Source organism: Shinella yambaruensis (assembly GCF_022899355.1).
In the GTDB taxonomy this organism is placed as follows: Bacteria; Pseudomonadota; Alphaproteobacteria; order Rhizobiales; family Rhizobiaceae; genus Shinella; species Shinella yambaruensis.
Genome location: NZ_JALJCK010000001.1, coordinates 752239 through 777776, shown reverse-complemented (window position 1 = coordinate 777776; position 25538 = coordinate 752239). Strand labels below are relative to the sequence as shown.

Genomic DNA, 25538 nt, shown 5'->3' with positions numbered 1-25538 from the left:
GCCTTGACCCTGCTGGCCCATATGCCCGAACTCGGCAGCCTTTCGCCCAAAACAGCCGCAAGCCTTGCCGGCCTTGCCCCCTTCAATGACGATTCCGGCAGGAGAAACGGCCGCCGCCGCATCAAGGGCGGCAGGCCACGCGTGCGAAAGGCCCTCTACATGGCGGCCCTCGGCGCGATCAAGGCCTCAGCGCGCCTGCGCGCCTTCCATCAGACCGTCTCAGCCAGAACAGGCTCCGCAAAGGCCGGCATCATCGCCGTCGCAAGAAAGCTCATCACGATCCTCAATGCAATGCAGCGCGACAAAACCAACTTCGCTTGAACACAGTTGCCACGCGGCACTCCCGTGCTTTACGGGGCAGACGCTCGCGTCACATCGGCGCGGGATAGAGCCGGTGGATGCGGCGGATGCCGTTCAGCACGTCGGGGGGGAGCGTGACCTCCGCCGCGCCGATATCCGTCTTCAACTGCTCCGTCGTCGTCGCGCCGATGATGACGGAGGCCATGAAGGGCCGCGTCAGGCAGAAGGCGAGGGCCATCTGGGCGGGGTCGAGCCCGTGCTCCTTCGCAAGGTCCACGTAGGCGCGCACGGCCGGCTCCTGCAGCGGCTGGTAGCGGCCGCCGAGGTCGCCGTTCTTCGTCAGGCGCGAGCCTTCCGGCCGGGCGCCGTCGAGATACTTGCCGGTCAGGAGCCCGGCGGCGAGCGGCGAATAGGCGAGAAGGCCGATATCCTCGTGGTGCGAGACCTCGGCAAGGTCGAGGTCGTAGGCCCGGTAGAGCAGGTTGTATTCGTTCTGGATCGAGGCGACGCGGGGCAGGCCCTTTTCCTCGGCGCGCTTCAGGAACTGCATCGTGCCCCAGGCCGTCTCGTTGGAAAGCCCGAGTGCCCGCACCTTGCCGGCCTTGACGAGCTCACCGACGGTGTCGAGGGCCTCCGTCAGTTCGGCGGCGACCTTCTCGCGATCCTGCTTCGACGGGTCGTAGCTCCAGGCGTTGCGGAAATGATAGTGCCCGCGGTTCGGCCAGTGCAGCTGATAGAGGTCGACATAGTCGGTCTTCAGGCGCTGGAGGCTGCCGTCGATCGCCGCAAGGATGCCGGCGCGGCTCATCGGCGCGCCGCCGCGGATATAGGGGCGGCCGGGGCCGGCGACCTTGGTGGCGAGGACGACCCGGTCGCGGTTGCCGCGCGCCTGCAGCCATGTCCCGATGAAGCGTTCGGTATCGCCGTAGGTCTCGGCGGAAAGCGGGGTCGTCGGGTAGAGTTCGGCCGTATCGATAAAGTTCACGCCCTGGGCGAACGCGTAGTCGAGCTGGTCGTGCGCGTCCTTCTCGCTGTTTTGCGAACCCCAGGTCATCGTGCCGAGGCAGATCTCCGACACGCTGATGCCGGTCCGGCCAAGCGGATTGTATTTCATGGGAGGAGAAATCCTGTTGTGGAAACGGCGCGACTGTAGGCGGCTTCCCGCGAAGCGCAAGACGGAAAGCGCCTTTTCCCTGTGCGAAGGCCTTGGAAATGCCGGCTTCGGGACGGCGGAGGCCCGGCGCACGCCTTGACTCGCCGTGCCGGAATGTGAATGGAAAAGAAAACATGAGACGGGAGAGACCCCTATGAGCGTAGCATTCACCTTCCCCGGCCAGGGCAGCCAGGCCGTCGGCATGGGCAAGGATCTCGCGGAAGCCTTCCCGGAGGCGCGCGCCGTTTTCGCGGAAGTCGACGAGGCCCTCGGCCAGAACCTTTCCGCGGTCATGTTCGAGGGGCCGGAAGAGACGCTGACGCTGACGGCGAACGCCCAGCCGGCGCTGATGGCCGTGTCGATCGCCGTCATGCGCGTGCTCGAGGCGCGCGGCCTGTCGCTGAAGGACCAGGTCTCCTACGTCGCCGGCCATTCGCTCGGCGAATATTCGGCGCTCTGTGCCGCCGGGACCTTCTCGCTGGCCGATACCGCGCGGCTCTTGCGCATCCGCGGCAATGCCATGCAGTCCGCCGTGCCGGTGGGCGAGGGCGCCATGGCGGCTATCATCGGCCTGGAGCAGGCGGATGTCGAAGCCGTCTGCAACGAGGCCTCCACCGGCGGAAGCTGCCAGATCGCCAACGACAATGGCGGCGGCCAGCTCGTCATCTCCGGCTCCAAGCCGGCCGTCGAGGTCGCCGCGCGGCTCGCCACGGAAAAGGGCGCCAAGCGCGCGCTGATGCTCTCCGTCTCCGCTCCCTTCCATTCCGCCCTGATGGGCCCGGCCGCCGACGCCATGCGCGAGGCGCTGGCAGGCGTTTCGGCGAAGGCGCCGGTCGTGCCGGTCGTTGCCAATGTGCGCGCCGCGCCGGTGAGCGACCCCGACGAGATCGTCCGCCTGCTCGTCGAGCAGGTCACCGGCCAGGTGCGCTGGCGCGAGACGGTCGAATGGTTCGCCGCAAACAACGTCACCACGCTCTATGAAGTCGGCTCCGGCAAGGTGCTGACCGGCCTTGCCCGCCGCATCGACAAGTCCGTCACCGGCATCGCCATCAACACGCCCGCCGATATCGACAGCGCGCTTGCGGCGCTGATCGGCTGATCTGGGGGCGAATAGGGAGTAGCGAATAGCGAATAGAAAAAGCTGACGCTACGATTGCTCTTCCCTATTCGCTACTCCCTATTCGCTATTCGCTCCAGAAGAGGACCACCCCATGTTTGATCTTTCCGGCCGCAAGGCTCTCGTTACCGGCGCTTCCGGCGGCATCGGCGAGGAGATCGCCCGCATCCTCCATGCCCAGGGCGCCACCGTCGGCCTGCACGGCACGCGCGTCGAGAAGCTGGAAACGCTGGCCAATGAACTCGGCGAGCGCGTCCATATCTTCCCGGCCAACCTTTCCGACCGCGCCGAGGTCAAGGCGCTCGGCGAGAAGGCCGAGGCCGAGCTCGGCGGCGTCGACATCCTCGTCAACAATGCCGGCATCACCAAGGACGGCCTGTTCGTGCGCATGAGCGACGACGACTGGGATGCGGTTCTGGAAGTCAACCTCACGGCCGTCTTCCGCCTGACGCGCGAGCTCACCCACCCGATGATGCGCCGCCGCTACGGCCGCATCATCAACATCACCTCCGTCGTCGGCGTCACCGGCAATCCGGGCCAGGCGAACTACTGCGCCTCCAAGGCCGGCATGATCGGCTTCACCAAGTCGCTGGCACAGGAGATCGCGACGCGCAACGTCACCGTCAACTGCGTCGCCCCCGGTTTCATCGAAAGCGCCATGACCGGCAAGCTGAACGACAAGCAGAAGGAGGCGATCATGGGCGCCATCCCGATGAAGCGCATGGGCACCGGCGCGGAAGTCGCCTCGGCCGTCGCCTATCTCGCCTCGTCGGAAGCCTCCTACATGACGGGCCAGACGCTGCATGTGAACGGCGGCATGGCGATGATCTGACGAAGGCCAGGTGCCCGGCCCAAGTGTCCGGCGTTGCAGCATGAATAGCATGTTGACCGCTGGCGTACCGGGCATTTTCGGACTTTGCGGCAGACTTAAACCGTGTTAATCGGGCCATGACTGTCAGCAGTCGACCGGTAAATGCCAGAGCGATCGGGCGGTATGCAACAATATCGCCGATGCCGCATTGCCAGTTGAATGGCCCGGTTGAAGGGATTGCCGGATGTGTTCTTGAGGCACATCGGGCGTGTTGAGTGTCCGGTGCCGTGACAGGCGCCGATCAAAAACAAAGGTCGAGGAATCCGACATGAGCGATATCGCAGAACGCGTAAAGAAAATTGTCATTGATCATCTGGGCGTTGACGCCGAAAAGGTCAGCGAAGGCGCAAGCTTCATCGATGATCTTGGCGCGGACTCGCTCGACACCGTCGAACTGGTCATGGCGTTCGAAGAAGAATTCGGCGTCGAGATCCCGGACGATGCCGCCGACTCGATCCTGACGGTCGGCGACGCCGTCAAGTTCATCGAGAAGGCCCAGGCCTGATCTGAATTCCGGCGGGCCGCCTTCGGGCGGCCCGTCCCGGTCCCGGCGGGACCACACCTCCTCCTGGAGCAATAGACATAGAATACATAAGGGTGGATCACGGACGATGAGGCGTGTCGTTATCACGGGTACCGGCATGGTATCCCCGCTTGGCTGTGGCACCGAAGTTACCTGGAGCCGGCTTCTCGAAGGCCGCAGCGGTGCCGCCAGGGTAACCACCTTCGAGGTCGAGGACCTTCCCGCAAAGATCGCCTGCTCCATTCCGCTCGGCGATGGTTCCGACGGCACCTACAATGCCGACCAGTGGATGGAGCCCAAGGAACAGCGCAAGGTCGATCCCTTCATCGTCTATGCCGTCGCCGCGGCCGACATGGCGCTGGCCGATGCCGGCTGGCACCCGAAGACCGACGAGGACCAGACCGCCACCGGCGTGCTCATCGGCTCCGGCATCGGTGGCCTGGAGGGCATCGTCGAGGCCGGCTATACGCTGCGCGACAAGGGCCCGCGCCGCGTTTCGCCCTTCTTCATTCCCGGCCGCCTGATCAACCTCGCCTCCGGCCAGGTCTCCATCAAGCACAAGCTGCGCGGCCCGAACCATTCCGTCGTCACGGCCTGTTCGACGGGCGCGCACGCCATCGGCGATGCCAGCCGTCTGATCGCGCTCGGCGATGCCGACGTCATGGTGGCGGGCGGCGCCGAATCGCCGATCTGCCGCATCGCGCTTGCCGGCTTCTCCGCCTGCAAGGCGCTCTCCACCGCCCGCAACGACGACCCGACCGCCGCCTCGCGCCCCTATGATCGCGACCGCGACGGCTTCGTCATGGGCGAGGGCGCCGGCATCGTCATCCTGGAAGAGCTGGAGCACGCCAAGGCGCGGGGCGCGAAGATCTATGCGGAAGTGGTCGGCTACGGCCTTTCCGGCGACGCCTATCACATCACCGCCCCGTCCGAGGACGGCGACGGCGCCTATCGCTGCATGCAGATGGCGCTGAAGCGCGCCGGCATCCCGGCGAGCGAACTCGACTACATCAACGCGCACGGCACCTCCACCATGGCCGACACGATCGAGCTCGGCGCGGTGGAACGCCTTGTCGGCGATGCCGCCTCGCGCATTTCCATGTCGTCCACCAAGTCGGCGATCGGCCATCTCCTGGGGGCCGCCGGTGCGGTCGAGGCGATCTTCACCGCGCTGGCGATCCGTGACAATATCGCCCCGCCGACGCTGAACCTCGACAATCCCGACGTCGAGACGGCGATCGACCTGGTGCCGCACAAGGCCCGCAAGCGCGAGATCAACGTGGCGCTGTCCAATTCGTTCGGCTTCGGCGGGACGAACGCGTCGCTGGTTCTCAAGCGCTACGCCTGACCATCCTTCCGCCGGCAAGCCCCCTCATCCGCCTGCCGGCACCTTCTCCCCGCGGGGAGAAGGGGAGAACCGAAACGTCGCATCCTCCCTCCCTTCTCCCCTGCGGGGAGACGGTGGCCCGAAGGGCCGGATGAGGGGGGAGGCTCGGATCATCGATATGCAGCGGGTCATCCCGCTTTTGCCGTATTGCTCTGATCGATAGCATCGAGCAATGCCCGAACATGAGGACAGTCCGTGAGCGACACGAACGAACCCGGCGAGACGCAGTTTGGTCGCGGCGAGGCCTCCGGCCAGTCGCGCATCATCCCCAAATCCGCCAGCGAGGCCCTTCGGCCGGAGCAGGTGCCGCAGCCGCCGAGCCGCAGGCGCTCGCGCAAGGCGCGCAGCCAGATCGTCATCTTCCTGAATTTCGTCATGACCGTGGTCGTCTTCGCGACGATCATCGGCATCGGCATCTTCTACTACGGCGTGAAGAGCTATGAGGAGCCCGGCCCGCTGACGGCCAACACGAACTTCATCGTGCGCGCCGGCGCCGGCACGAACGAGATCGCGGCCAATCTCGAGCGCAACAACATCATCACCGACAGCCGCGTCTTCCGCGTGCTCTCGCGCATCTATCTCGACGGCGAGACGCTGAAGGCCGGCGAATACGAGATCAAGGCCGGCGCGACGATGCGCGAGATCGTCGAGCTCCTGAAATCCGGCAAGTCGATCCTCTACAGCGTCTCCGTGCCGGAGGGGCTGACGGTCAAGCAGGTCTTCAAGCGCCTGCAGGACGATCCCGTGCTCGAAGGCGACCTGCCGGCGGACCTGCCGGTCGAGGGCTCGCTGATGCCCGACACCTACAAGTTCTCGCGCGGCACCAAGCGCGCCGATATCCTCCACCAGATGCAGGACGCGCAGAAGGCGCTGATCGACCAGATCTGGGAGCGCCGCGACGACGATCTGCCGATCGCCACGCGCGAGGAATTCGTCACGCTCGCCTCGATCGTCGAGAAGGAGACGGGCCGGGCCGACGAGCGGCCGCGCGTCGCCTCGGTCTTCCTCAACCGCCTGGACAAGGGCATGCGCCTGCAATCCGACCCGACGATCATCTACGGCATCTTCGGCGGCGACGGCAAACCGGCCAACCGCCCGATCTTCCAGTCGGATCTGGAAAAGCAGACGCCGTTCAACACCTATATCATCAAGGGCCTGCCGCCGACGCCGATCGCCAATCCGGGCCGGGCCGCCCTGGAGGCGGTCGCCAACCCCTCGCGCACGCCGGACCTCTACTTCGTCGCCGACGGCACCGGCGGCCATGTCTTTGCCGAGACGCTCGAGGAGCACAACCAGAACGTCCGCCGCTGGCGCAAGCTGGAGGCGGAGAAGGCGGCCGAGGCCGCGAAAGAGGCGGAAGCCGCGGGGTCGCAGTAGGAACGCCCGCCATTCCCTGCAAAAGGCCCCGGCATTTCCGGGGCCTTTTGCTTTTCAAGAGGCTTCTGCCCGGCTTATCCTCACCTTTGATGTGGATCGCGCACCGTTCCAGGCGCTGCCCCGTTCCCAACCCCGTGAAACTGCTCCACTTTGGGGGACGGTTTTGCGCGCCTGCCGCGCGTTTCGGCTGCCCCGCCTTCCGGTTCGACCTGCCGTCGCCGGGCGCCACTGGAGGACGACATGACATTGCAATCGATGACCGGTTTTGCGCGGGTCGAGGGAACCAGCGGGCGTACGCGCTGGGCGTGGGAGCTGCGCTCGGTCAACGGCAAGGGCCTGGACATCAGGCTGCGGCTGCCGCCCGGCTTCGAGGCGCTGGAGGGCGACGTGCGGCGCCTTGCCGGCGAAACGCTTGCGCGCGGCAATCTGCAGATCGGGCTTTCCGTGAGCGTCAGCGAGGCGCAGGTCGAGGCGGTGGTGAACCAGGGCGCGCTTGCTGCCGTGCTGGCGCTGCGCGAACAGCTGGCCGGCATGGTCGATCCGGCGCCGCTCAAGCTCGACACGCTGCTTGCCGTGCGCGGCGTCGTCGATTTCCGCGAGGCGGACGAGAGCGAGGCCGAGCGCGCGGCGCGCGACGCCGATATCCGCGCGGGGCTGTCCGAGGCGATCCGCTGTCTTGCCGAGATGCGCCGCAAGGAGGGGGTGGCGCTCGCCGGGGTGCTGCTCGGCCAGGTCGCCCGCATCGAGGCGCTGACGGCAACCGTCGAGGCCGATCCCTCGCGCAGCGTCTTCGCCATTGCCGAGCGGCTTTCCGCGCAGGTCGCCATGCTCCTGCAGGGAACGACGGCGCTCGACCGCGACCGCCTGCACCAGGAAGCGGCGCTGATTGCCACCAAGGCGGATCTGCGCGAGGAGATCGACCGGCTCAAGGCGCATGTCGCGGCGGCGCGCGAGCTGATTGCCGAAGGCGGGCCGATCGGCCGCAAGCTCGATTTTCTCGCACAGGAATTTAACCGGGAATCGAATACGATCTGTTCCAAGTCGAACGCCGCTGCTGTAACGGCTGCGGGTATCGAATTGAAGGTCGTCATCGACCAGTTCAGGGAACAGGTCCAGAATCTGGAGTAGGCCATGGCCGAGCCGTCGAAGCATATCCATATCGAACGCCGCGGGCTCATGCTCGTCATCTCCTCGCCGTCGGGCGCCGGCAAGTCGACCATCGCCCGCAACCTCCTGGAAGCCGATCCCGGCCTCAGCCTGTCGGTCAGCGTCACCACGCGCCAGCGCCGGGCGAGCGAGATCGCCGGCCGCCACTACCACTTCATCAACCACAAGGAATTCGAGCGGCTGCGCGACAGCGAAGCACTGCTTGAGTGGGCCGAGGTGCACGGCAATTTCTACGGCACGCCGCGCGAGCCGGTGGAAGAGGCGATGTCCGCCGGTCGCGACATGCTGTTCGACATCGACTGGCAGGGCGCCCAGCAGCTGCAGGAGAAGATGCCGGCCGACGTCGTCTCGATCTTCATCCTGCCGCCCTCGATGACCGAATTGCAGTCGCGCCTGCATCGCCGCGCCGAGGATACGGAGGAGGTCATCCAGACGCGCCTTGCCAATTCCCGCGCCGAGATCGAGCACTGGCGGGAATACGACTATGTCATCCTCAACGACGACCTCTCCGTCGCCTTCGATGCCGTGCAGAGCATCGTCAAGGCCGAACGCCTGCGCCGCGACCGGCGGCACGGGCTGTTCGAGTTCGTGACGAAGCTGGTGACGGAGAAGCCGGTTCTTTAGCGCCGACCCGAACTTGCCCCTCACCCTAACCCTCTCCCCGCAGGCGGGGAGAGGGGACTTGCCCCACGAACGGGTCGTGTTGGGGAAACCGGAACGGCATATCCCCTTCGCCCCGCCTGCGGGGAGAAGGTGGCCGGCAGGCCGGATGAGGGGCCGCTTAAACCTTACAACGCGTTCGCCAGCCGCACGAACTCTTCCACGCTCAGCGTCTCCGCCCGCCGCTGCGGATCGATCTCCGCGCGCGCCAGCAGCGCCTCGCCGCCGAGCGACTTGACGCTCTGGCGCAGCATCTTGCGGCGCTGGCCGAAGGCGGCGTGGGTGACGCGCTCCAGCGCGGCGACGTCGCAGGGCAAGGGGTTTGCCACCGGCTCCAGATGCACGACGGACGAGGTGACCTTCGGGGGCGGCGTGAAGGCCTGGGGCGGCACGTCGAAGGCCATGCGGGCATGGCTGCGCCAGCCCGCGAGCACGCCGAGCCGGCCGTAGTGGTCGTCATTCTCCTCCGCCACGATGCGCAGGCCCACCTCGCGCTGGAACATCAGCGTCAGCGAGTCCCAGAAGGGCGGCCAGGCCTTCGGCAGCAGCCAGTTGACGAGAAGCTGCGTGCCGACATTGTAGGGCAGGTTGGCGATGATGCGCACCGGCTCGCCCGGCGCCAGCGCCTCGAAATCCGTCTTCAGCGCATCCCCTTCGATAACCGTCAGGCGGCCCGGATAATGCTCCGAAATCTCCGCCAGCGCCGGCAGGCAGCGCGCGTCGCGCTCGATGGCGATCACCCGCTTGGCGCCGAGCGCCAGGATGGCGCGCGTCAGGCCGCCCGGTCCGGGGCCGACCTCGATCACCGTATGATCCTCGATCGGGCCGGCGGTGCGGGCGATCTTCTGGGTAAGGTTGAGGTCGAGCAGGAAGTTCTGGCCGAGCGCCTTCTTCGCGTCGAGCCCGTGGCGCTGGATGACGTCGCGGAGCGGCGGCAGCCCGTCGAGTGCGGCCATCAGGCGGTCTCCTTTGCGGCCCGCTCATGCCGGGCAAGGTCGTGGGCAAGACGGAGGGCGGCAAGCAGGCTGTCGGGCCTGGCGACGCCCTTGCCGGCAAGCGAAAAGGCCGTGCCGTGGTCCGGCGAGGTGCGGATGAAGGGCAGGCCCAGCGTGGCATTGACGGAATCGTCGAAGCCGAGCGCCTTGGCGGGGATCAGCGCCTGGTCGTGATACATACACAGCGCCACGTCATAGGTGGCGCGGGCGGCGTCGTGGAACATCGTGTCGGCCGGCAGCGGGCCGACGGCGTCGATGCCGGCTGCCTTCAGCCGCTCCACGGCCGGGCGCACGACGGCGTCGTCCTCCAGGCCCAGCGCACCGCCTTCGCCGGCATGCGGGTTGAGCCCGGCAAGGGCGAGGCGCGGGCGGGCGATGCCGAAACGCTGGCGCAGGTCCCGTTCGGTGATGGTGGCCGTCTCCACGATCAGCTCTTCCGTCAGCGCTTCCGGCACGTCCTTCAGGGGGATGTGGATGGTGACGGGCACGCTGCGCAGCTTCGGCCCGGCCAGCAGCATGACGGGCAAAGCCTGCCGGCCTGTCGCCCGGGCGGCGAGGTCGGCGAGGAATTCCGTGTGGCCGGGAAAGCCGAAGCCGGCGTCGTAGAGCACGGCCTTGGCGATCGGGTTCGTCACCACGGCGGCGGTGCGGTCGGCGAATGTCAGCGCGACCGCGGTCTCGATCGCGCCGGTGATGGCGGCGGCGTTGCGGGAATCGGGCGAACCGGCCACGGCCGGCACGGCGCAATCGCACGAAAGCACCGGCAGGGCGTCCGGGAAGAGGGCGGCCGCCGTCTCCGGCTCCGCCGCCGCGACGGGAATATCGAGCCCGAGGGCGACGGCGCGCGCGCGCAATACCGCGGCATCGCCGATGAAGAGGAAGGGCGGCAGGGAGAGCGTCTTGCGGGCCGACCACAGGGCGAGCGTGATATCCGGCCCGATCCCCGCCGGGTCGCCCATGGTGAGCGCCAGCGGGGGAAAACTTGTCGTCGTCATGGGACCCTGCCGTCAGCGGGTTGGAAGGGGAAAACGTCCCGGCCGCGGCGCCCATGGGCGGGCGCGGGCCGCGGTTCCGGCATCAGCGTTCGGTGATCGTCGCCTTCTTGCGCAGTTCGGCGAGGTACTTCTGGCTGTTCGCGTCGCCCTCGTTGCCCTTGGCCTTGCTGAGGTCCTCGGCGCGGAAGACCATCTCGGCCGCCACGTCGTCGTTGACTTCGCGCTTCTTGCAGATGGCGAGATATTCGACGCCGCGTTCGGTGACGCGCGTGCCCGTCGTCATGCCGTTCGCCTTCTCGATAAGCGGCTTCCAGTCCTCCGGCATTTCCGGTGCCAGCACGCGGCCGAGGTCGCGGATCGAGACGTCGCGCATGGTGGCGGCGAAGACCTTGGCCTGTTCGCAGCCGGGGAACTTCGAGCGCGAGGCTTCCGCCTCCTGCTTGCGCTTGCCGAGAATGGCGTTGCGGCGCTTCTCCGGCACGACGAAGATGACCTGCTTGAGGAAATATTCGGTGGTGACCGGCTTCTTGCCGCCGTTCTCCTGCATGCGCTGGACCAGCGTCTTGCTGTCCTTGGCAGCGCCGTAGCGGGCGTTGACGACGCGCGGCCAGCTCATCTGGATGGCGATGTACTGCTTGAAGTGGTCCGAACCGACGCCGGCGCGGCTCAGGATCTCGCCGAGCTGCTGGGTCGACATCTTGTTGGAGGCGGCAAAGCGGGCATAGGCGGCATCCACCTCGGCGCTGCTGACGGACATCTTGAGGCGCAGGATTTCCCCACGCTTCAACACCTCGTCGATCATCTGCTCGCGGGCTTTGGCACGCAGGTTGCCGCCGGCGCGTTGCAGGCGAAGGAAGGCGGCGCGGCGCTCGATCTCGCCGGAAGTGACCGGCGTGTTGTTGACGACGGCCACGATCCCGCTTGCGGCCTGGACCGTGCCGGCCGGAGCCGCGATCGTCGCCGCAGCGGCAAGCGCCACGCCCATCATCATGGAGCGAACCAGAGAGTGTCTGCCCGTCATGCCAGTCCCTTTCCCAAACCCATTTCGCGCGCGCCGGTGTCGTTCGTGCGGGAATGCCGTCCCTGCAGGCGGCATTCATCGGCGGGCGTTTCTCCCGGATGTGCATAATACATGCGGCCAAACGATGACAAGAGCGAGGCAGCGCTTACTCGAAGCCGGTCAGCGTCGTGTCGCCGACATTGATGTCGCCGAGCGTGCGGAACATCAGCCGCGCGCCGATCGACCAGTCGTTCGCCGTCGTGCGGGATTTGTCGCGTGTCTGCTCGTAGACGATCGAGAAGACCGTGTCGCGGTCGTCGTAGGAAAAGCCGATGCCGTTGCGCGAGAGGCTCTGGCTGTTGATGTCGTAGGTCAATGACCCGAACACCGACCAATAGTCCTCGAACTTGAAGGCCGCGGCGCTCTGGATTTCGCTGGCGTCCCTCTCCAGGCCGTAGGCCGGTTGCGCGGCGATGCGGGTATAGGTGATCTCGGTCTCGAAACGGGCGCCGTCGAAGCGCACCGAGGTGTCGGCGCGGCGCAGCGACAGGTCGTCCTTGTCGAGGCGGGCGCTGTGGGCGAGCGACAGGCCGTTCGGCAGGTCGATGCCGGCCATGCCGACATAATCGGAGGAGTCCGTCTCCAGGCCCGAATTGGCGCCGGCATTGACGAGGTCGGGCGTCGCGAAGGAGTTCACGCCGCCGAGATGGAAGGACTGGCCGATGATCGAGCGCAGGCGCAGGCCGTTGTCGAACGTGCCGGTATAGCGCAGGCCCAGATTGGCGCGCGAACCACCCTCGATCCGGTCGAAGCCGGAGAACTTGTCGCGTTCGAAAAGGTTGGTGGCGTCGAAGACGAAGCTCTGGGCGTCCTCGTTCGGCAGGCCGCCTGCATGGTCCTCGTCCGGGCGCAGGTAGATCTGCGCGATCGGCTCGAAGAGATGGGTGCTGTAGTCGGTCGTCGCGAGGATCGGGTAGCGCGCCTCGAGCCCGGCGGTCAGCATCGCGCGGGTCGTGCTGTTGTCGTCCACGTAGTTGCCGGCATAGCCGGGGCCGGGATTGCTCATGTCAAGGCGGTGGATATCGCCGCGCGCCGCCAGAAGAGGGGTCAACACGAGGCCGCCAGGCACGATGAACTGGCGCCGCCATTCGACTTCGCTGGTCAGCCGCGTCGTGCCGCCGGCAAGGCCGCGGAACCGCTCGTTGCCGCGCACGCTGTAGACATCGGCAAGATCGCGCTCGACATTGGTGATGTTCGTGGTGATCGAGAGTTCGCCGCCGAGCACGGGCTGCGGCACGATATATTCGTGGTCGAGCGTCTGGGCGATCGCCTGCTTGCGCTCCAGCCGGTCCTGCGGGTCCGCGTCCTGCACGTCGAAATAGAAGGAGCGCAGGTCGAAGACGTTCCGGTCGCCGAGGCCCGTCAGGTAGATCTGGTTGACATGGATGCGGTCTTCCAGGCCGTCGAGGTCATAGGTGCGCGAGAAGTTGTTGTCGGTCTGCGCCATGACATCCCAGCCGAATGCCCAGCGGGGATTGATCCTGAAGCGGCCCTCGGAGGCGACCATGCCGCGGAAGTCGTCGCGCCGGTCGCTCGTGCCGGCCGTGAAGACGCTCGGGTTCCACTGGTCGATGCCGGCGGCGCGCAGGGTGATCTGGCCGTTGTGGAAGCGTTTGCGGAACTCGCCCTCGACGAGGAAACCCTGGCGGGTCAAGACGGTCGGCGAGAGCGTCGCGTCCATGTCCGGCGCGATCGCGAAATAATAGGGCGTCGTGATGCCGAGGCCGAGCTTCTGCTCGTAGCTGAACTGCGGGAAGAGGAAGCCGCTCTTGCGCTTGACCGTATGGTCCGGCACCTCCAGCACGGGAATGTAGGCGATCGGCCTGCCGAACATCTCGAAGCGGGCGCGTTCGAGGCGGATCGTCTTCGTGCGGCCGTTCTGAACGACGCGCTCGGCCTTGATCTGCCAGAGCGAGCGGTGCGTCGGGTTGGTGGCGCAGGGCGTGCAGGCGGTATAGACGGCGTGGTTGAGGATCATCTCCTCGCCGTTGACGCGCTCGCCGCTGGTCGCCGCCAGCTTGGTGAGGTCCGTGGTCTCGATGCGCAGCGCATTGACGAAACCGTTGGCGAAATCGTCCGACAGGTCCATCTCGTCGGCATAGACACGGTTGCCCGTCGGCTCGATGAGCTCGATATTGCCATGCGCCGTCAGCCGGCCGGTGTTCTGGTTGTATTCGACCTGGCGGGCGACGAGCTTGTAGCCGCCATAGTTGATCTGCACCGCGCCGCGGGCGATCACCTTCTCCGTGTCGTTGTTGTAGACGAGCTCGTTGGCCGCCAGCAGGAGCTTGGCGTCGTCCGGGATCTTCGGCTCCATCGACTGGATATCGGGTGCCTGCGCCCGGGCGGGGAGCGTGGAGGCGGACACGATGGCACAGATGGCCGCACCTGCAAGCAGGGCGGCTCTCGACCACCTGTTCATTTTGCGGTCGCCTGCCGCCACTAGCCGTCCTCCTGATGCAGAAGAATCGTCGCACCCAAGGACATTGCGACGACCACGGGGAGCCAGGCCGCAACGAACGGAGGAACAACACCGCTGCTTCCGAATGCCTTCACAAGCACGGTGACGACATAAAGCATGAAGCCCGACAGGATTCCACCCAGAATCACCGCACGCGATTGATTAAACCGGCTAAATTTTAATGATACACAGGCTGCGATCAGCGTCATGGCAACCAGAAGCAGCGGCAGCGACAGCAGGGAATGGAACTGCGTTTCCATCGCATCCGTCGGGAAACCGAAGGATTTTGCCGCCTCGATCTTCCGTCCAAGGCTCAAAAACGGAATGGATTCAGGCTTTTCGAGACTCTCCTGAACGAATTCCCGTTTCAGGTTGGTACGAAGCTGTACCTCATCGAGACGGACCGGCAGTTCGCCGTTGCGCGTCTCGTGCACGTTCTTAAGCAACCAGTAACCATCTTCCAAGGTTGCCGAATCGGCATCCTGACGCAGCACGATGCGGCCGTCGGGATCGAAGTGGATGACGGTGACGTTCGCAAGGCGCGTGCCGCCGTCGAGAACGGCCTTGGCGCCGATGATCGCCTGGTCGTTGCCGTGGATCTGGCGCAGCCACGGCACGGCGGTCTCGGCGCGCGCGGCGTTGCTGGCGCCCCAGCTCGCTTCCAGCTCCCCCGCCTTCTTGGCGCCCCAGGCGGCGATCGGGTTGATGGCGAGCACGGCCATGACGCCGAACAGGAAGGCGCCGATGACGAAGGGGCGCAGGAACTGCCAGACGGAGATGCCGGCCGCGCGCGTGACGACCAGCTCGTAGCGCCGGTTCAGCGAGATCAGCGCCGCCATGCCGGCAAAGAGCGCCACGAAAGGCACGGTCTGCATGAGGATCATCGGGATGCGCAGCGCCGTGACGATGAGGCCGCTCGTCAGTGTGTACCCCGGCAGCACGCCGACCCGGTTCGACATCTCGCTGAAATCGATGATGAAGATCAGCGAGAAGATGCCGAGCAGGAACCAGATGGTGGTGGTGATGTAGCGGCGGAAGAAATAGAAGCCGAGCGTGGGGATCATGGCTGGCCGCTCCCGCCGGTGGAAGTCGAGCCCATCCGGGTGAGGCGCGCGAGCCCGCGCTCGCGCAGGTCCGTCAGCCGCTCGCCCAGCGTCGCGGGAATGTCGAGACTCTTGTTGCGCCGCAGGTAGCGGATCGCCAGCGCCGCCGTGATGATGGGAATGAGATACATGATCGGGATGTAATAGCCGGAATCTTCCGCATTGTTCGACGCGTAGAAGCTGGCCCAGCGCACGAAGAGCGCGGTCACCAGCGCCGTGATCATCGGATGCACGCGCGCCTCGCGATGCGAGCGGGCATCGCCGCTGACCACGAGCGCGATGAGGCCGAAGACCGCCGGGAAGAGCCATTCGGTGAAGCGGCGGTGGATCTCGGCCGTGAAGGCCCCGGGGTTCTTCTTGTATTGCGGATCGTTGGGATCGGGATCGAAGAGATAGATGAGGTCGCGATCCTTGGCCCGCACGTTGGATTTGCCGACGCTCTGGGTGAGGTCGGCAAGGTCGAAGGCGTAGGAATCGAACTTGATGATCGAGACGTTGCCGTCCGGCAGCTTGCGGTGCACCTCGCCGTCCTTCATGACGAGCGCCGAGCTGTTCTCGTCCACCGCGCCCTCGCGGGCATAGTAGACGAGCTCGAAGCGCGGATCGCGCGTATCGGCGACGAAGAGGCCGGAGAGCACGCCGCCATTGCGCCGCTCGGCCACCTGCACGTAGAGGCCGTCGGTGATCTTGCGGAAGGTGTTCTCCTGCACGACGGAGGAGAGCATGTCGGCATGGGCCGTGGCGATCATCTTGCGCACGGCGGTGCGCGAATAGGGTTCGATGAAATTGTCGACGGCGAAGGAGACGAGGCTCATCGCCACGGCGAGGATCATCACCGGGCGGATGATCGTCATGCGCGAGGCGCCGGCCGAATTCAGCACGGTCAGCTCCGAATCGGAGTTCATGACGGTCAGCGTCTGCGATACGCCGATGACGAACGCGAAGGGCAGGATGATCGGGATCACCGAAGGCAGGATCAGCGTTGCGAGCTTCAGGAAGGCGAAGATCGACTGGCCGCTGTCGGTGACGAGGTTGATGCTGCCGAGCGCCTGCGTGACCCAGACGATACCGAGCAGGGGAACGAGCGTGGCGACGAACATGAGCGACGCCCGCCGCAGGATATAGCGCTCGATCAGTTTCATCGTTTCGTCCGCGTTTGCGACAAATGGCTCCGGTCTCGTGCAGGGGCACCCGTCGGAGCGGCCAGGGGCATATAAGGTTTCCGCAGGCCGATGCCATAGGCCGGAGTCTCACCGGCCAAGGAAATTTATGGCGAACAAGCATGCCCGACCATCTGTAAACAAGGTGTCGCATCTTGCCAAGCGCCGCAAAAGCGACAAGGAATTGATGAGATTGGCGGCCTCCCGGACGGGCGGCAGGCCCGCCGGCATTACATTCGGAGTAGGTCATGGCTTCCAGATTCGACATCGGTTTCGCAAAGACGGCGCGCGCTTCGGGCGGCCTTGCGGTTCTCCTGCAGATGGCCGGCCAGGCGGCGGCCGGTCTTGGCGAGGTCGATCCGGAAGGTGTCGTCGCCCGTGCCGCCGATGTCGCGAAGTTCACCGGCAAGGCCCTGAAGACGCTCGACGTTCTGGCGCCGCACGGGGCGCCGGTCGACCGCATCCTCGTGCTCGGCCTCGGCGAGGCGGAAAAGCTTGGTCCCCACGACTGGCTGAAGGCCGGCGGCGCCGCTGCCGCCAGGATCGGCCGCGCGGAGAAGGCGACGGTCTATCTCGACGCGCCGGGCGTAACGGTGACGGCGAAGAACGCCGCCGACTTCGCCCTCGGCATGCAGCTCGGCGCCTACAGCTTCGACACCTACAAGACGAAGAAGGACGAGGACGACGAGGCGAAGAACGGCAAGGCCGTGAAGGTGACGATCGTCACCGCCGTCGCCAGCGCCGCCAAGAAGGCGAACGAGGTATCCGATGCCGTCGCCGAGGGCGTGATTCTCGCCCGCAACCTCGTCAACGAGCCGGCCAACGTGCTCGGCCCGGTCGAATTCGCCGACAAGGCCAAGGCGCTCGAAAAGCTCGGCGTCGAGGTGGACATCCTCACCGAGCGCGAGATGAAGAAGCTCGGCATGGCCGCGCTGCTCGGCGTCGCGCAGGGTTCGGTGCGCCCGCCGCGCCTGGCCGTCATGCACTGGAAGGGCGGCAAGGAGAAGGACCGGCCGGTCGCCTTCATCGGCAAGGGCGTCGTCTTCGATACGGGCGGCATCTCCATCAAGCCGGCCGCCGGCATGGAGGACATGAAGGGCGATATGGGCGGGGCGGCCGCCGTCATCGGCCTCATGCACACGCTCGCCGCCCGCAAGGCGAAGGCGAATGTCGTCGGCATCCTCGGCCTTGTGGAAAACATGCCCGACGGCAACGCCCAGCGTCCCGGCGATATCGTCAAGTCGATGTCCGGCCAGACGATCGAGGTCATCAACACCGATGCCGAAGGCCGCCTCGTGCTGTGCGACGCGCTCTGGTACTGCAACGAGACGTTCAAGCCGCAGTTCATGGTGAACCTCGCGACGCTGACCGGCGCGATCATGGTCGCGCTCGGCAGCCATCATGCCGGCCTCTTCTCCAACGACGACACGCTTGCCGCGCGCCTCACCGCCGCCGGCCTTTCGACGAACGAGCGCCTGTGGCGCATGCCGCTCGGCCGCGAATACGACAAGATGATCGACAGCAAGTTCGCCGACATGAAGAACACCGGCGGGCGCTATGCCGGCTCGATCACCGCCGCGCAGTTCCTGCACCGCTTCGTCAAGGACACGCCCTGGGCGCATCTCGACATCGCCGGCACGGCCATGGGCTCGCCGACGGACGAGATCAACCAGTCCTGGGGTTCCGGCTTCGGCGTGCGCCTGCTGGATGAGCTGGTGCGCGCGAACTACGAAGGGTGAGGAGAGGGTGAGCGAGGTCCTCTTCTACCACCTGACCGAATCGAAGCTGGAGGACGCGCTGCCGCCGCTCCTCGACAAGAGCCTCGAGCGCGGCTGGCGCGTCGTCGTGCAGGCCGGCGACGCCGAGCGGCGCGACGCGCTCGACACGCATCTGTGGACCTTCCGCGAGGACAGCTTTCTGCCGCACGGCACCGACGAGCAGGCCTTTCCGGCCGAACAGCCGGTGCTGCTGACGACTGCCGCCGGCAATGCGAACGGCGCGACGGTGCGCTTCCTCGTCGCCGGCGCCGAGCCGCCGCCGCTCGACGCCTATGAGCGCGTCATCTTCATGTTCGACGGCTACGACCAGGCCGAGGTGGAGACGGCGCGCGCGCACTGGAAACGCCTGAAAGGCGAGGGGCACCAGCTCACCTACTGGCAGCAGAATAGCGACGGACGCTGGATGAAGAAGGCTTAGGAGTGTCGAGGGGCGCCCCTGACCCTAACCCTCTCCCCGCAGGCGGGGAGAGGGGACTTGCCCCACGAACCGGCAAGGATTGAGGAAACCGGCACGGCATATCTCCTTCGCCCCGTTTACGGGGAGAAGGTGGCCGGCAGGCCGGATGAGGGGCGACCTCTGCCTCAATCGTAGAACGCCTCGACGAACTTCCGCCGCCCAAGCATGAAGGCGTCGGCGACGTGGCGCAGCGGCGCGAGGTCGACGTCGGACTTTCCGGCCTTCACCAGCTCGGCGAAGTGCTTGTAGAGCATCGGATATTCCTGCTCAGGCTCCTCGTGCACCAGCTTGCCGTCGATGGAGAGCTTCGCACCGCCCTCCGACAGAACCATCTCGCCGGCATCGGTCTCAGCGACGATGTCCCAGCTCTGCTTGCCGGTCTGCCGCCAGTCGAACTCGGCGGCAAGGTCGAGGCCCCTGGCATCGGTGAAGGTCATCGTTGCGGCGATCGGCGCGTCGCGGTTCTCCGGGAATTCCAGCGTGGCGGCGGTGAGGAAGACCGGGCGCGGCAGGATATGGGTGACGATGGACAGCGCGTTGATGCCCGGGTCGAAGACGCCGAGGCCGCCCGCCTGCCAGATCCACTCCTGGTTCGGATGCCAGTGGCGCACGTCTTCCTTCCAGATCACCCGCATGGAGCGGATCGTCGTTCCGGCGAGGAACGCCTTCGCCGCTTCCACCGCCGGGGCATAGCGCGAATGCCAGCTGGCGAAGAGCGTGAGGCCCCTCGCGGCGGCGAGCGATTCGAGGTCGGCGACCTCGGACAGCGTCGCGCCCGGCGGCTTTTCCAGGAAGACGTGCTTGCCGGCCGACAGCGCCTTTTCGGCCGCCTCGTAGCGATATTGCGGCGGCATGCAGAGCGACACGGCCTCGATGGCGGGAACGGTGGCCAGCATCGCGTCGATCGACGTGAAATTGTCGATGCCGTCGACCGTGCCGTGGCGGCTCGCCGCGGCGATCAGCCTGTAGTCGCCGTTCTTCGCGACGGCCGGAAGATGCTGGTCGCGCACGATCTTGCCGACGCCGACGATTGCGAGATTGATCGGGGACATGGCTCCGCCCTCATTTGTATGATGATTTGGCGCTGTTGTAGCAGAACCGCCGGTTGGGGCAAGGGTGCCGGCGCGCGCATATCTGCCTATCGATTGTGCAATGCGGCCGAAGCCGTATTCGCCTTTCGTCTAATGCAGGCTCTCAGGCCGGGAAAACCGGGCCGCGGACTTGAAACGAGCCTTGAAATCGGCACTCTGCCTGTGCTTGGCACCAAAGCAATAACATACCAAGCGGGGAGGAGTTCTCATGAAAGCGCTGCTGGCCTTCAGCCGGCTCATCGACGTGATCACGGAAAATATCGGGAAGGCCGTCGGCTGGCTGATCCTGATCGCCGTGCTCGTCAGTGCCGGAAATGCCGTCGTCCGAAAGGTCTTCAACACATCGTCCAACGCCTGGCTCGAGGCACAATGGTATCTGTTCGGCGGCGCCTTCATGCTCTCCGCCGCCTATACGCTGGCGCAGAACGAGCATATCCGCATCGACGTGGTCTACGGCAAGTTCTCGCGCAGGGTGCAGCACTGGATCGACCTCATCGGCCATTGCCTCTTCCTGATGCCCTTCGTGCTGCTGATGGTCTACTTCCTCGTTCCCTATGTCCTGATGTCGTTCCGCTCGGGCGAGGGCTCTTCCAGCGCCGGCGGCCTGATCGTCTGGCCGGCCAAGGCCATCCTGTTGGCCGGCTTCGTCCTTCTGGCCTTCCAAGGCGTTTCCGAGATCATCAAGAAGATCGCCATCATGCGCGGCGATATGGAGGACCCGACGCCCTACGTGCCGACGCACGCGCCGCTCGATTCGGTCATCGCAGAGGAGAAGGGCGCATGATCGAATTCATCGCGGAAAACCTTGCGCCGATCATGTTCATGTCGCTGATCGTGTTCCTGCTGCTGGGCTATCCGGTGGCATTCGCGCTCGCGGCGAACGGCCTGCTCTTCTTCATCATCGGCGTGGAGCTCGCGCCCCTCTCCGATTCGATCAACCTGTCCTGGCCCTTGCTGAACGCGATGCCGGAACGGCTGTGGGGGGTGATGTCGAACGACACGTTGCTCGCCATCCCCTTCTTCACCTTCATGGGGATCGTGCTCGAAAAGTCGGGCATGGCCGAGGACCTTCTCGACACGATCGGCCAGCTCTTCGGGCCGATCCGCGGCGGCCTTGCCTATGCGGTCATCTTCGTCGGCGCGCTGCTTGCCGCCACCACCGGCGTCGTCGCCGCGTCGGTCATCGCGATGGGCCTCATCTCGCTGCCGATCATGCTGCGCTACGGCTATGACCGGTCGATCGCCTCGGGCGTCATCGCGGCCTCCGGCACGCTCGCCCAGATCATCCCGCCCTCGCTCGTCCTCATCGTGCTTGCCGACCAGCTCGGCCGCTCGGTCGGCGACATGTATGCCGGCGCGCTCATTCCGGGGCTGGTGCTGACCGGGCTCTACATGCTCTACATCCTGCTGATGACCTTCCTCAGGCGGGACTCCATGCCGGCGCTGCCGCTGGAGGCGCGTTCGCTCGGCTCGGGCGTGACCTCGCTGGCCATCGCGCTCGCCGTCGCGGCCGGCTTTGCCTATGCGGCGCATATCTATCTCTATCCGACGCAGGGCGAGAACGCCGACATCCTCGGCGGCACCGTCGGCGTCCTCTTCATCTACATCGTCGCGGTGGCGGACAAGACGCTCAACATCAACATGATGTCGCGGCTGGCCCAGCAGGTCATCATCGTGCTGATCCCGCCGCTCGCGCTGATCTTCCTCGTGCTCGGCACGATCTTCCTCGGCATCGCGACGCCGACGGAAGGCGGCGCCATGGGCGCGGTCGGCGCGCTCGTCATGGCGGCGGCCAAGGGCCGGCTCACCATGGACGTGGTCCGCTCGGCGCTCACCGCCACCACGCGTCTTTCCTCCTTCGTGCTCTTCATCCTCATCGGCGCCCGCGTCTTCTCGCTGACCTTCTACGGCGTGAACGGGCATCTGTGGGTCGAGCATCTGCTGGTCTCCCTGCCGGGCGGCGAGACGGGCTTCCTGATCGCGGTGAACGTGCTGGTCTTCTTCCTGGCGTTCTTCCTCGATTTCTTCGAGCTCGCCTTCATCATCGTGCCGCTGCTCGCGCCGGCCGCCGACAAGCTCGGCATCGACCTCATCTGGTTCGGCGTGCTGCTCGGCATCAACATGCAGACGAGCTTCATGCACCCGCCCTTCGGCTTTGCGCTGTTCTACCTGCGCTCGGTCGCCGCCAAGGTGCCCTATCTCGACAAGGTGACGGGCAAGAAGATGCAGCCCGTGACGACGGGGCAGATCTACTGGGGCGCCGTACCCTTCGTCGGCATCCAGATTGTCATGGTAGGCCTCACCATCCTCTTCCCGGGCATGGTCATGCACTACAAGGGCGAGGGCAGCGGCGTGGATCCCGCGACCATCAAGATCGAGGTCCCCGGCTTCGGCGGGGGGCTGACGCTGCCCGACAATGGCGGCGGCCTCGGCCTGCCGGGGGGCCTGCAGCTTCCCGCCGGCAACCCGCTGGAGGGCAGCGGCGAGCAGAAGCCGGCCGAGGGCGGAGAGAAACCGGCGACCGATCTGTCGAGCCCGCCGTCGTTCAACTGAGGCGGCGGCGCGCTCGCCCCTCATCCGGCCTGCCGGCCACCTTCTCCCCGCAAGCGGGGAGAAGGTAAAGGAGGCGAGGGTTTCCCGAAAATCGCAGGCCAGTGCGGCATATCTCCTTCTCCCCGCTTGCGGGGAGAAGGTCGCGGTAGCGGGATGAGGAGCATTCCACCGGTTCGATCGGCAAGAAAAAACCCCGGGGCATCGCTGCCCCGGGGTTTTTCACGTCGTCCTCCGGCAGGGCTTACAGCTTGTTGCTGCGCTGCTGGATCATCATGAAGGTGTCGTAGTTGTATTCGGCGATCTGGGCGTTGAGGTAGTACTCGCCGCGGAAGGCCTTGATCGAGTCCCAGATCTTCTTGAAGGTCGGGTTCGAGGCTTCCATCTCCGCATAGACCTCGTTGGACGCGTCGAAGCAGGCCGACAGGATTTCCTGGCTGAACGGGCTGAGCTTCGCGCCGGCGGCGACGAGGCGCTTGATGGCCGAGGGGTTCAGGTAGTCGTATTTCTGCAGCATGTTGGCGTCGGTCGCCTGGCAGGCCGTGCGCAGCAGCGACTGGTAGGCCTTCGGCAGGCCGTCGAAGGCTGCCTTGTTGAACATGGCATGCACCGTCGGGCCGCCTTCCCACCAGCCGGGATAGTAGTAGTAGGGCGCGACCTTGTAGAAGCCGAGCTTCTCGTCGTCATAGGGGCCGACCCATTCGGCCGCGTCGATCGTGCCCTTTTCGAGCGAGGGATAGATGTCGCCGCCGGCGATCTGCTGCGGCACGACGCCGAGCTTCTCGACGACCTTTCCGGCAAAGCCCCCGATGCGCATCTTCAGGCCCTGCAGGTCGGCGACGGTCTTGATCTCCTTGCGGAACCAGCCGCCCATCTGCACGCCGGTATTGCCGCCCGGGAAGCCGACGAGGCCCTGGGTGGCGAGGAATTCGTTGAAGAGGTCGATGCCGCCGCCATGGTACTGCCAGGCGTTCATGCCGCGGGCGTTGAGCGCGAAGGGCACGGCTGCGCCGAGGGCCCAGACCGGATCCTTGCCCCAGTAGTAGTAGGAAACGGTATGTGCGGCCTCGACCGTGCCGGCGGATGCGGCATCGGCGGCCTGCAGGCCGGGCACGATTTCACCGGCGGCGAAAACCTGAATCTGGAAATTGCCGTCCGTTGCTTCGGACACGTATTTCGACAGGACTTCCGCGCCGCCATAGATCGTGTCGAGCGACTTGGGGAACGAGGAGGCGAGGCGCCAGTTGATCTTCGGATTGCTCTGCGCGAGGGCCGGGGCCGCAAGCACGGTGGCGGCCGCACCGCCCACGCCGGCGACACCGGCCTTCTTCATGAATGAACGACGATCCATAGTTTTCCTCCCAATGGCGGGCGGTGGTTTTCCGCCCTTTGTCATCGGCGGAAACCTAACCATGTCGGCAAGGGGGTTTCAAGCCGAGGCGGCAAGGAAGGTGAAAGCCTCTGCTACGACTTTCGTCTTAGGCGGGGTTTTGTCGCTATCTGCCTGTTTTTTGAGCTTTTCCGGCGGTTGTCCGCGAGGTTGACAGCCCTTGCTGCGGTTGAAAGATTGGATGTGGAACGGCACGGGCAAGGGCACGCCATGGATATCGAGATTCGCAAGGCCTATCGCGACGAACTGGTCGACATTCTGGATTGGGCGGCAGCGGAAGGGTGGAATCCGGGTCTCGGCGACGCCGCGCCGTTCTGGGCGGCCGATCCCGAGGGCTATCTCGTGGCAGAGGCGGACAAGCGCCTCGTGGGGGCGGTCTCGCTCGTGCGCTACGGCGCGGACTACGCGTTCCTCGGCTTCTACATCGTGCATCCGCAGGTGCGCGGGCAGGGCGTCGGCCTGCGCCTGTGGAACGCGGCGATGGATCTGGCGGAAGGGCGCCTCGTCGGGCTCGACGGCGTCGTCACCCAGCAGGAGAACTATCGCCGCTCCGGCTTCGCCTATGCCCATGCCAATATCCGCCATGGCGGCCGGGTGCAGAGCCCGATGCCGGCCGATTCGCGGCTGACGCCGGTTTCCCCGGTCCACATGCCGCTGATCGTCGACTACGATGCGCGTTTCAATCCGGCACGCCGCGAGGCGTTCCTGCGCGAATGGCTGAAGGAGCAGGAGACGCGCCAGAGCGTGGCGCTTCTGCATGGCACCGGCATTTCCGGCTACGGCACGATCCGCGCCTGCCGGGAAGGCTTCAAGATCGGACCGCTGTTCTCCGACACCGATGTCGGCGCCGAGCTGATCTTCCGGGCGCTGGTCGCCACCGTCGGCGGCGGGGAGATCTTTCTCGACATTCCCGCGCCGAACGCCGAGGCCAAGGCGCTGTGCGTGCGCCACGGTCTCTCGCCGGTCTTCGAGACGGCGCGCATGTACCGGGGCACGGCGCCGGACCTGCCGCTCGGCCATATCTACGGCATCACGACCTTCGAGCTCGGCTGAGCCGCCTTATCGGCCGGCCATGGCGAGCAGCTGCGTCCCGGCGTCGCCCGTGTGGCGCAGCGTCACCACCGAATAGCCTTCCGCCTTCAGCTGCGCGAGCAGCGAGGGCAGCACGGTGGCGGTGCGCTTGTGGATGTCGTGCATCAGGATGATGCCGCGGCCGCGCTTGCGCAGGCCCTGCATGGTGCGGCTCGCGACGGAGGCGGGCGTCACCTTGAAGTAATCCTTCGAATCGACGTCCATGTCCATGATGATGGTGCCGCGCCGGGCGACGGCGCTGCGCAGCGCCGACGTATCCGCCAGATAGGGGAAGCGGAAGAAATCCGGCCGGCGGGCGGTGGCGCGTTCCACGGCCTTTTCGCCCTTGCGGATTTCCGCCATCGCCGCCTCGAAGGCGAGGTAGCGCAGGTTGGCGTGGCGATAGGTGTGGCTGCCGACGGTATGGCCACGCGCGACGACCTTGCGGGCGATCGCCGGATAGGCGTCCGCCATCTGGCCGACCATCAGGAAGGTCGCCTTCACGCCGTAGCGGTCGAGCGTGTCGAGGATCGCCTCGGTGCGGCCGGGCACGGGGCCGTCGTCGAAGGTCAGCACGACCTCCTTGTGCTTCAGCTTCAGGTCGCCGAGCGAGGCGACGGCAAGGGTCCGTCCCGCAAGCCCCGTATGCCCGGCCCAGCGGGCCGGCGACATCGGCACGGGATCGTCCGCGTCGAGCTTCTTCGTCGTCCCGGTCTCGGCAAAGGCGGTCTGGGCGGAAGGGCGCGGCTTGGTCGTGTTGCAGCCGGCAAGAACGGAGAGGGCCGCCAACGCGGCAAGAAGCAGACGGCAACGCATCGGGTGCACTCGCAAGGCAATGATCTTGCGAGAACTTTTGTCAAATCATGGTTAAC

23 protein-coding genes are annotated in these 25538 nt (G+C 66.0%); 13 read left to right on the top strand and 10 right to left on the bottom strand.

Annotation, left to right across the window (positions count from 1 at the left end; all coding sequences use genetic code 11):
• On the top strand, nucleotides 1-321 hold a 321-nt coding region (locus tag MUU56_RS03910; RefSeq protein ID WP_244765980.1), incomplete at its 5' end, for a transposase.
• Between the two features lie 49 nt (nucleotides 322-370).
• Here MUU56_RS03910 and MUU56_RS03905 read toward each other — a convergent pair.
• Nucleotides 371-1414: an aldo/keto reductase gene (locus tag MUU56_RS03905; protein ID WP_244765979.1), complete on the bottom strand. Its 1044-nt coding sequence runs from the start codon at nucleotides 1412-1414 to the stop codon at nucleotides 371-373.
• A 193-nt stretch (nucleotides 1415-1607) separates the two neighbouring features.
• On the opposite strand from MUU56_RS03905, the gene fabD reads away from it, so the two are divergent.
• The 7 genes from fabD (at nucleotide 1608) to gmk (ending at nucleotide 8519) form a co-directional block, all read left to right on the top strand.
• Nucleotides 1608-2552, top strand: coding sequence for an ACP S-malonyltransferase (gene fabD / locus MUU56_RS03900; RefSeq protein ID WP_244765978.1), 945 nt, complete (start codon nucleotides 1608-1610; stop codon nucleotides 2550-2552).
• 112 nt (nucleotides 2553-2664) lie between these two features.
• A complete protein-coding gene (gene fabG / locus MUU56_RS03895) occupies nucleotides 2665-3402 on the top strand; it encodes a 3-oxoacyl-[acyl-carrier-protein] reductase (protein ID WP_244765977.1) in 738 nt (245 codons plus the stop codon).
• A 307-nt stretch (nucleotides 3403-3709) separates the two neighbouring features.
• Nucleotides 3710-3946 (top strand): acyl carrier protein, encoded by a 237-nt coding sequence (locus tag MUU56_RS03890; RefSeq protein WP_003531676.1) that lies wholly within the window; start codon nucleotides 3710-3712, stop codon nucleotides 3944-3946.
• A gap of 106 nt (nucleotides 3947-4052) precedes the next feature.
• Nucleotides 4053-5312 (top strand): beta-ketoacyl-ACP synthase II, encoded by a 1260-nt coding sequence (fabF, locus tag MUU56_RS03885; RefSeq protein WP_244765976.1) that lies wholly within the window; start codon nucleotides 4053-4055, stop codon nucleotides 5310-5312.
• A gap of 234 nt (nucleotides 5313-5546) precedes the next feature.
• Entirely contained in the window at nucleotides 5547-6728 is a 1182-nt protein-coding gene (mltG, locus tag MUU56_RS03880) for an endolytic transglycosylase MltG (protein WP_244765975.1), read from the top strand.
• A gap of 240 nt (nucleotides 6729-6968) precedes the next feature.
• Complete coding sequence (locus tag MUU56_RS03875) at nucleotides 6969-7856, top strand: YicC/YloC family endoribonuclease (RefSeq protein WP_244765974.1); 888 nt, start codon at nucleotides 6969-6971, stop codon at nucleotides 7854-7856.
• A gap of 3 nt (nucleotides 7857-7859) precedes the next feature.
• Nucleotides 7860-8519, top strand: coding sequence for a guanylate kinase (gmk, locus tag MUU56_RS03870; protein WP_244765973.1), 660 nt, complete (start codon nucleotides 7860-7862; stop codon nucleotides 8517-8519).
• 164 nt (nucleotides 8520-8683) lie between these two features.
• Here gmk and rsmA read toward each other — a convergent pair whose 3' ends face one another.
• The 6 genes from rsmA to lptF form a co-directional block, all read right to left on the bottom strand.
• Nucleotides 8684-9511, bottom strand: a complete 828-nt coding sequence (rsmA, locus tag MUU56_RS03865; RefSeq protein ID WP_244765972.1) for a 16S rRNA (adenine(1518)-N(6)/adenine(1519)-N(6))-dimethyltransferase RsmA — start codon at nucleotides 9509-9511, stop codon at nucleotides 8684-8686.
• Nucleotides 9511-10545: a 4-hydroxythreonine-4-phosphate dehydrogenase PdxA gene (gene pdxA, locus MUU56_RS03860; protein ID WP_244765971.1), complete on the bottom strand. Its 1035-nt coding sequence runs from the start codon at nucleotides 10543-10545 to the stop codon at nucleotides 9511-9513. Before pdxA ends, rsmA begins: the two co-directional genes overlap by 1 nt.
• An 82-nt stretch (nucleotides 10546-10627) precedes the next feature.
• Nucleotides 10628-11566, bottom strand: coding sequence for a SurA N-terminal domain-containing protein (locus MUU56_RS03855; RefSeq protein ID WP_244765970.1), 939 nt, complete (start codon nucleotides 11564-11566; stop codon nucleotides 10628-10630).
• A 145-nt stretch (nucleotides 11567-11711) separates the two neighbouring features.
• On the bottom strand, nucleotides 11712-14048 hold the full coding sequence (locus MUU56_RS03850; protein WP_244765969.1) for an LPS-assembly protein LptD: 2337 nt from the start codon (nucleotides 14046-14048) through the stop codon (nucleotides 11712-11714).
• The gene (lptG, locus tag MUU56_RS03845) at nucleotides 14048-15130 is read right to left on the bottom strand and encodes an LPS export ABC transporter permease LptG (RefSeq protein WP_244765968.1); all 1083 of its coding nucleotides are present in this window, start codon (nucleotides 15128-15130) and stop codon (nucleotides 14048-14050) included. Before lptG ends, MUU56_RS03850 begins: the two co-directional genes overlap by 1 nt.
• A complete protein-coding gene (gene lptF, locus MUU56_RS03840) occupies nucleotides 15127-16311 on the bottom strand; it encodes an LPS export ABC transporter permease LptF (RefSeq protein ID WP_244765967.1) in 1185 nt (394 codons plus the stop codon). The genes lptG and lptF overlap by 4 nt, the downstream gene beginning before the upstream one ends.
• A gap of 266 nt (nucleotides 16312-16577) precedes the next feature.
• On the opposite strand from lptF, the gene MUU56_RS03835 reads away from it, so the two are divergent.
• Nucleotides 16578-18068 carry a leucyl aminopeptidase gene (locus tag MUU56_RS03835; protein WP_244765966.1) on the top strand — a complete coding sequence of 497 codons (1491 nt, stop codon included), beginning with the start codon at nucleotides 16578-16580 and terminating at the stop codon, nucleotides 18066-18068.
• 7 nt (nucleotides 18069-18075) lie between these two features.
• Nucleotides 18076-18525 (top strand): DNA polymerase III subunit chi, encoded by a 450-nt coding sequence (locus MUU56_RS03830; protein WP_244765965.1) that lies wholly within the window; start codon nucleotides 18076-18078, stop codon nucleotides 18523-18525.
• Between the two features lie 164 nt (nucleotides 18526-18689).
• Here MUU56_RS03830 and MUU56_RS03825 read toward each other — a convergent pair whose 3' ends face one another.
• Nucleotides 18690-19616 (bottom strand): Gfo/Idh/MocA family protein, encoded by a 927-nt coding sequence (locus MUU56_RS03825; protein WP_244765964.1) that lies wholly within the window; start codon nucleotides 19614-19616, stop codon nucleotides 18690-18692.
• Nucleotides 19617-19863: 247 nt separating this feature from the next.
• Between MUU56_RS03825 and MUU56_RS03820 the strand changes: the two genes are divergently transcribed.
• Both MUU56_RS03820 and MUU56_RS03815 read left to right on the top strand, forming a co-directional pair.
• Entirely contained in the window at nucleotides 19864-20439 is a 576-nt protein-coding gene (locus MUU56_RS03820; RefSeq protein ID WP_244765963.1) for a TRAP transporter small permease subunit, read from the top strand.
• Entirely contained in the window at nucleotides 20436-22208 is a 1773-nt protein-coding gene (locus MUU56_RS03815; protein ID WP_244765962.1) for a TRAP transporter large permease, read from the top strand. The genes MUU56_RS03820 and MUU56_RS03815 overlap by 4 nt, the downstream gene beginning before the upstream one ends.
• A 241-nt stretch (nucleotides 22209-22449) precedes the next feature.
• On the opposite strand, the gene MUU56_RS03810 is transcribed toward MUU56_RS03815, so the two are convergent.
• Nucleotides 22450-23556, bottom strand: coding sequence for a TRAP transporter substrate-binding protein (locus tag MUU56_RS03810; RefSeq protein ID WP_244765961.1), 1107 nt, complete (start codon nucleotides 23554-23556; stop codon nucleotides 22450-22452).
• Between the two features lie 249 nt (nucleotides 23557-23805).
• On the opposite strand from MUU56_RS03810, the gene MUU56_RS03805 reads away from it, so the two are divergent.
• On the top strand, nucleotides 23806-24648 hold the full coding sequence (locus tag MUU56_RS03805; protein WP_244765960.1) for a GNAT family N-acetyltransferase: 843 nt from the start codon (nucleotides 23806-23808) through the stop codon (nucleotides 24646-24648).
• A gap of 6 nt (nucleotides 24649-24654) precedes the next feature.
• On the opposite strand, the gene MUU56_RS03800 is transcribed toward MUU56_RS03805, so the two are convergent.
• The gene (locus tag MUU56_RS03800; RefSeq protein ID WP_244765959.1) at nucleotides 24655-25482 is read right to left on the bottom strand and encodes a polysaccharide deacetylase family protein; all 828 of its coding nucleotides are present in this window, start codon (nucleotides 25480-25482) and stop codon (nucleotides 24655-24657) included.
• Between the last annotated feature and the right edge of the window lie 56 nt (nucleotides 25483-25538).

What these genes read in the sequence shown, in the direction of transcription:
- pdxA (WP_244765971.1), bottom strand. Translation starts at nt 10,545, where the DNA reads ATGACGACGACAAGTTTTCCCCCGCTGGCGCTCACCATGGGCGACCCG.
- gmk (WP_244765973.1), top strand. Translation starts at nt 7,860, where the DNA reads ATGGCCGAGCCGTCGAAGCATATCCATATCGAACGCCGCGGGCTCATG.
- rsmA (WP_244765972.1), bottom strand. Translation starts at nt 9,511, where the DNA reads ATGGCCGCACTCGACGGGCTGCCGCCGCTCCGCGACGTCATCCAGCGC.
- MUU56_RS03800 (WP_244765959.1), bottom strand. Translation starts at nt 25,482, where the DNA reads ATGCGTTGCCGTCTGCTTCTTGCCGCGTTGGCGGCCCTCTCCGTTCTT.
- fabF (WP_244765976.1), top strand. Translation starts at nt 4,053, where the DNA reads ATGAGGCGTGTCGTTATCACGGGTACCGGCATGGTATCCCCGCTTGGC.
- fabG (WP_244765977.1), top strand. Translation starts at nt 2,665, where the DNA reads ATGTTTGATCTTTCCGGCCGCAAGGCTCTCGTTACCGGCGCTTCCGGC.
- MUU56_RS03890 (WP_003531676.1), top strand. Translation starts at nt 3,710, where the DNA reads ATGAGCGATATCGCAGAACGCGTAAAGAAAATTGTCATTGATCATCTG.
- lptF (WP_244765967.1), bottom strand. Translation starts at nt 16,311, where the DNA reads ATGAAACTGATCGAGCGCTATATCCTGCGGCGGGCGTCGCTCATGTTC.
- lptG (WP_244765968.1), bottom strand. Translation starts at nt 15,130, where the DNA reads ATGATCCCCACGCTCGGCTTCTATTTCTTCCGCCGCTACATCACCACC.
- MUU56_RS03835 (WP_244765966.1), top strand. Translation starts at nt 16,578, where the DNA reads ATGGCTTCCAGATTCGACATCGGTTTCGCAAAGACGGCGCGCGCTTCG.
- MUU56_RS03820 (WP_244765963.1), top strand. Translation starts at nt 19,864, where the DNA reads ATGAAAGCGCTGCTGGCCTTCAGCCGGCTCATCGACGTGATCACGGAA.
- MUU56_RS03855 (WP_244765970.1), bottom strand. Translation starts at nt 11,566, where the DNA reads ATGACGGGCAGACACTCTCTGGTTCGCTCCATGATGATGGGCGTGGCG.
- MUU56_RS03810 (WP_244765961.1), bottom strand. Translation starts at nt 23,556, where the DNA reads ATGGATCGTCGTTCATTCATGAAGAAGGCCGGTGTCGCCGGCGTGGGC.
- MUU56_RS03805 (WP_244765960.1), top strand. Translation starts at nt 23,806, where the DNA reads ATGGATATCGAGATTCGCAAGGCCTATCGCGACGAACTGGTCGACATT.
- MUU56_RS03825 (WP_244765964.1), bottom strand. Translation starts at nt 19,616, where the DNA reads ATGTCCCCGATCAATCTCGCAATCGTCGGCGTCGGCAAGATCGTGCGC.
- MUU56_RS03905 (WP_244765979.1), bottom strand. Translation starts at nt 1,414, where the DNA reads ATGAAATACAATCCGCTTGGCCGGACCGGCATCAGCGTGTCGGAGATC.
- fabD (WP_244765978.1), top strand. Translation starts at nt 1,608, where the DNA reads ATGAGCGTAGCATTCACCTTCCCCGGCCAGGGCAGCCAGGCCGTCGGC.
- MUU56_RS03815 (WP_244765962.1), top strand. Translation starts at nt 20,436, where the DNA reads ATGATCGAATTCATCGCGGAAAACCTTGCGCCGATCATGTTCATGTCG.
- MUU56_RS03875 (WP_244765974.1), top strand. Translation starts at nt 6,969, where the DNA reads ATGACATTGCAATCGATGACCGGTTTTGCGCGGGTCGAGGGAACCAGC.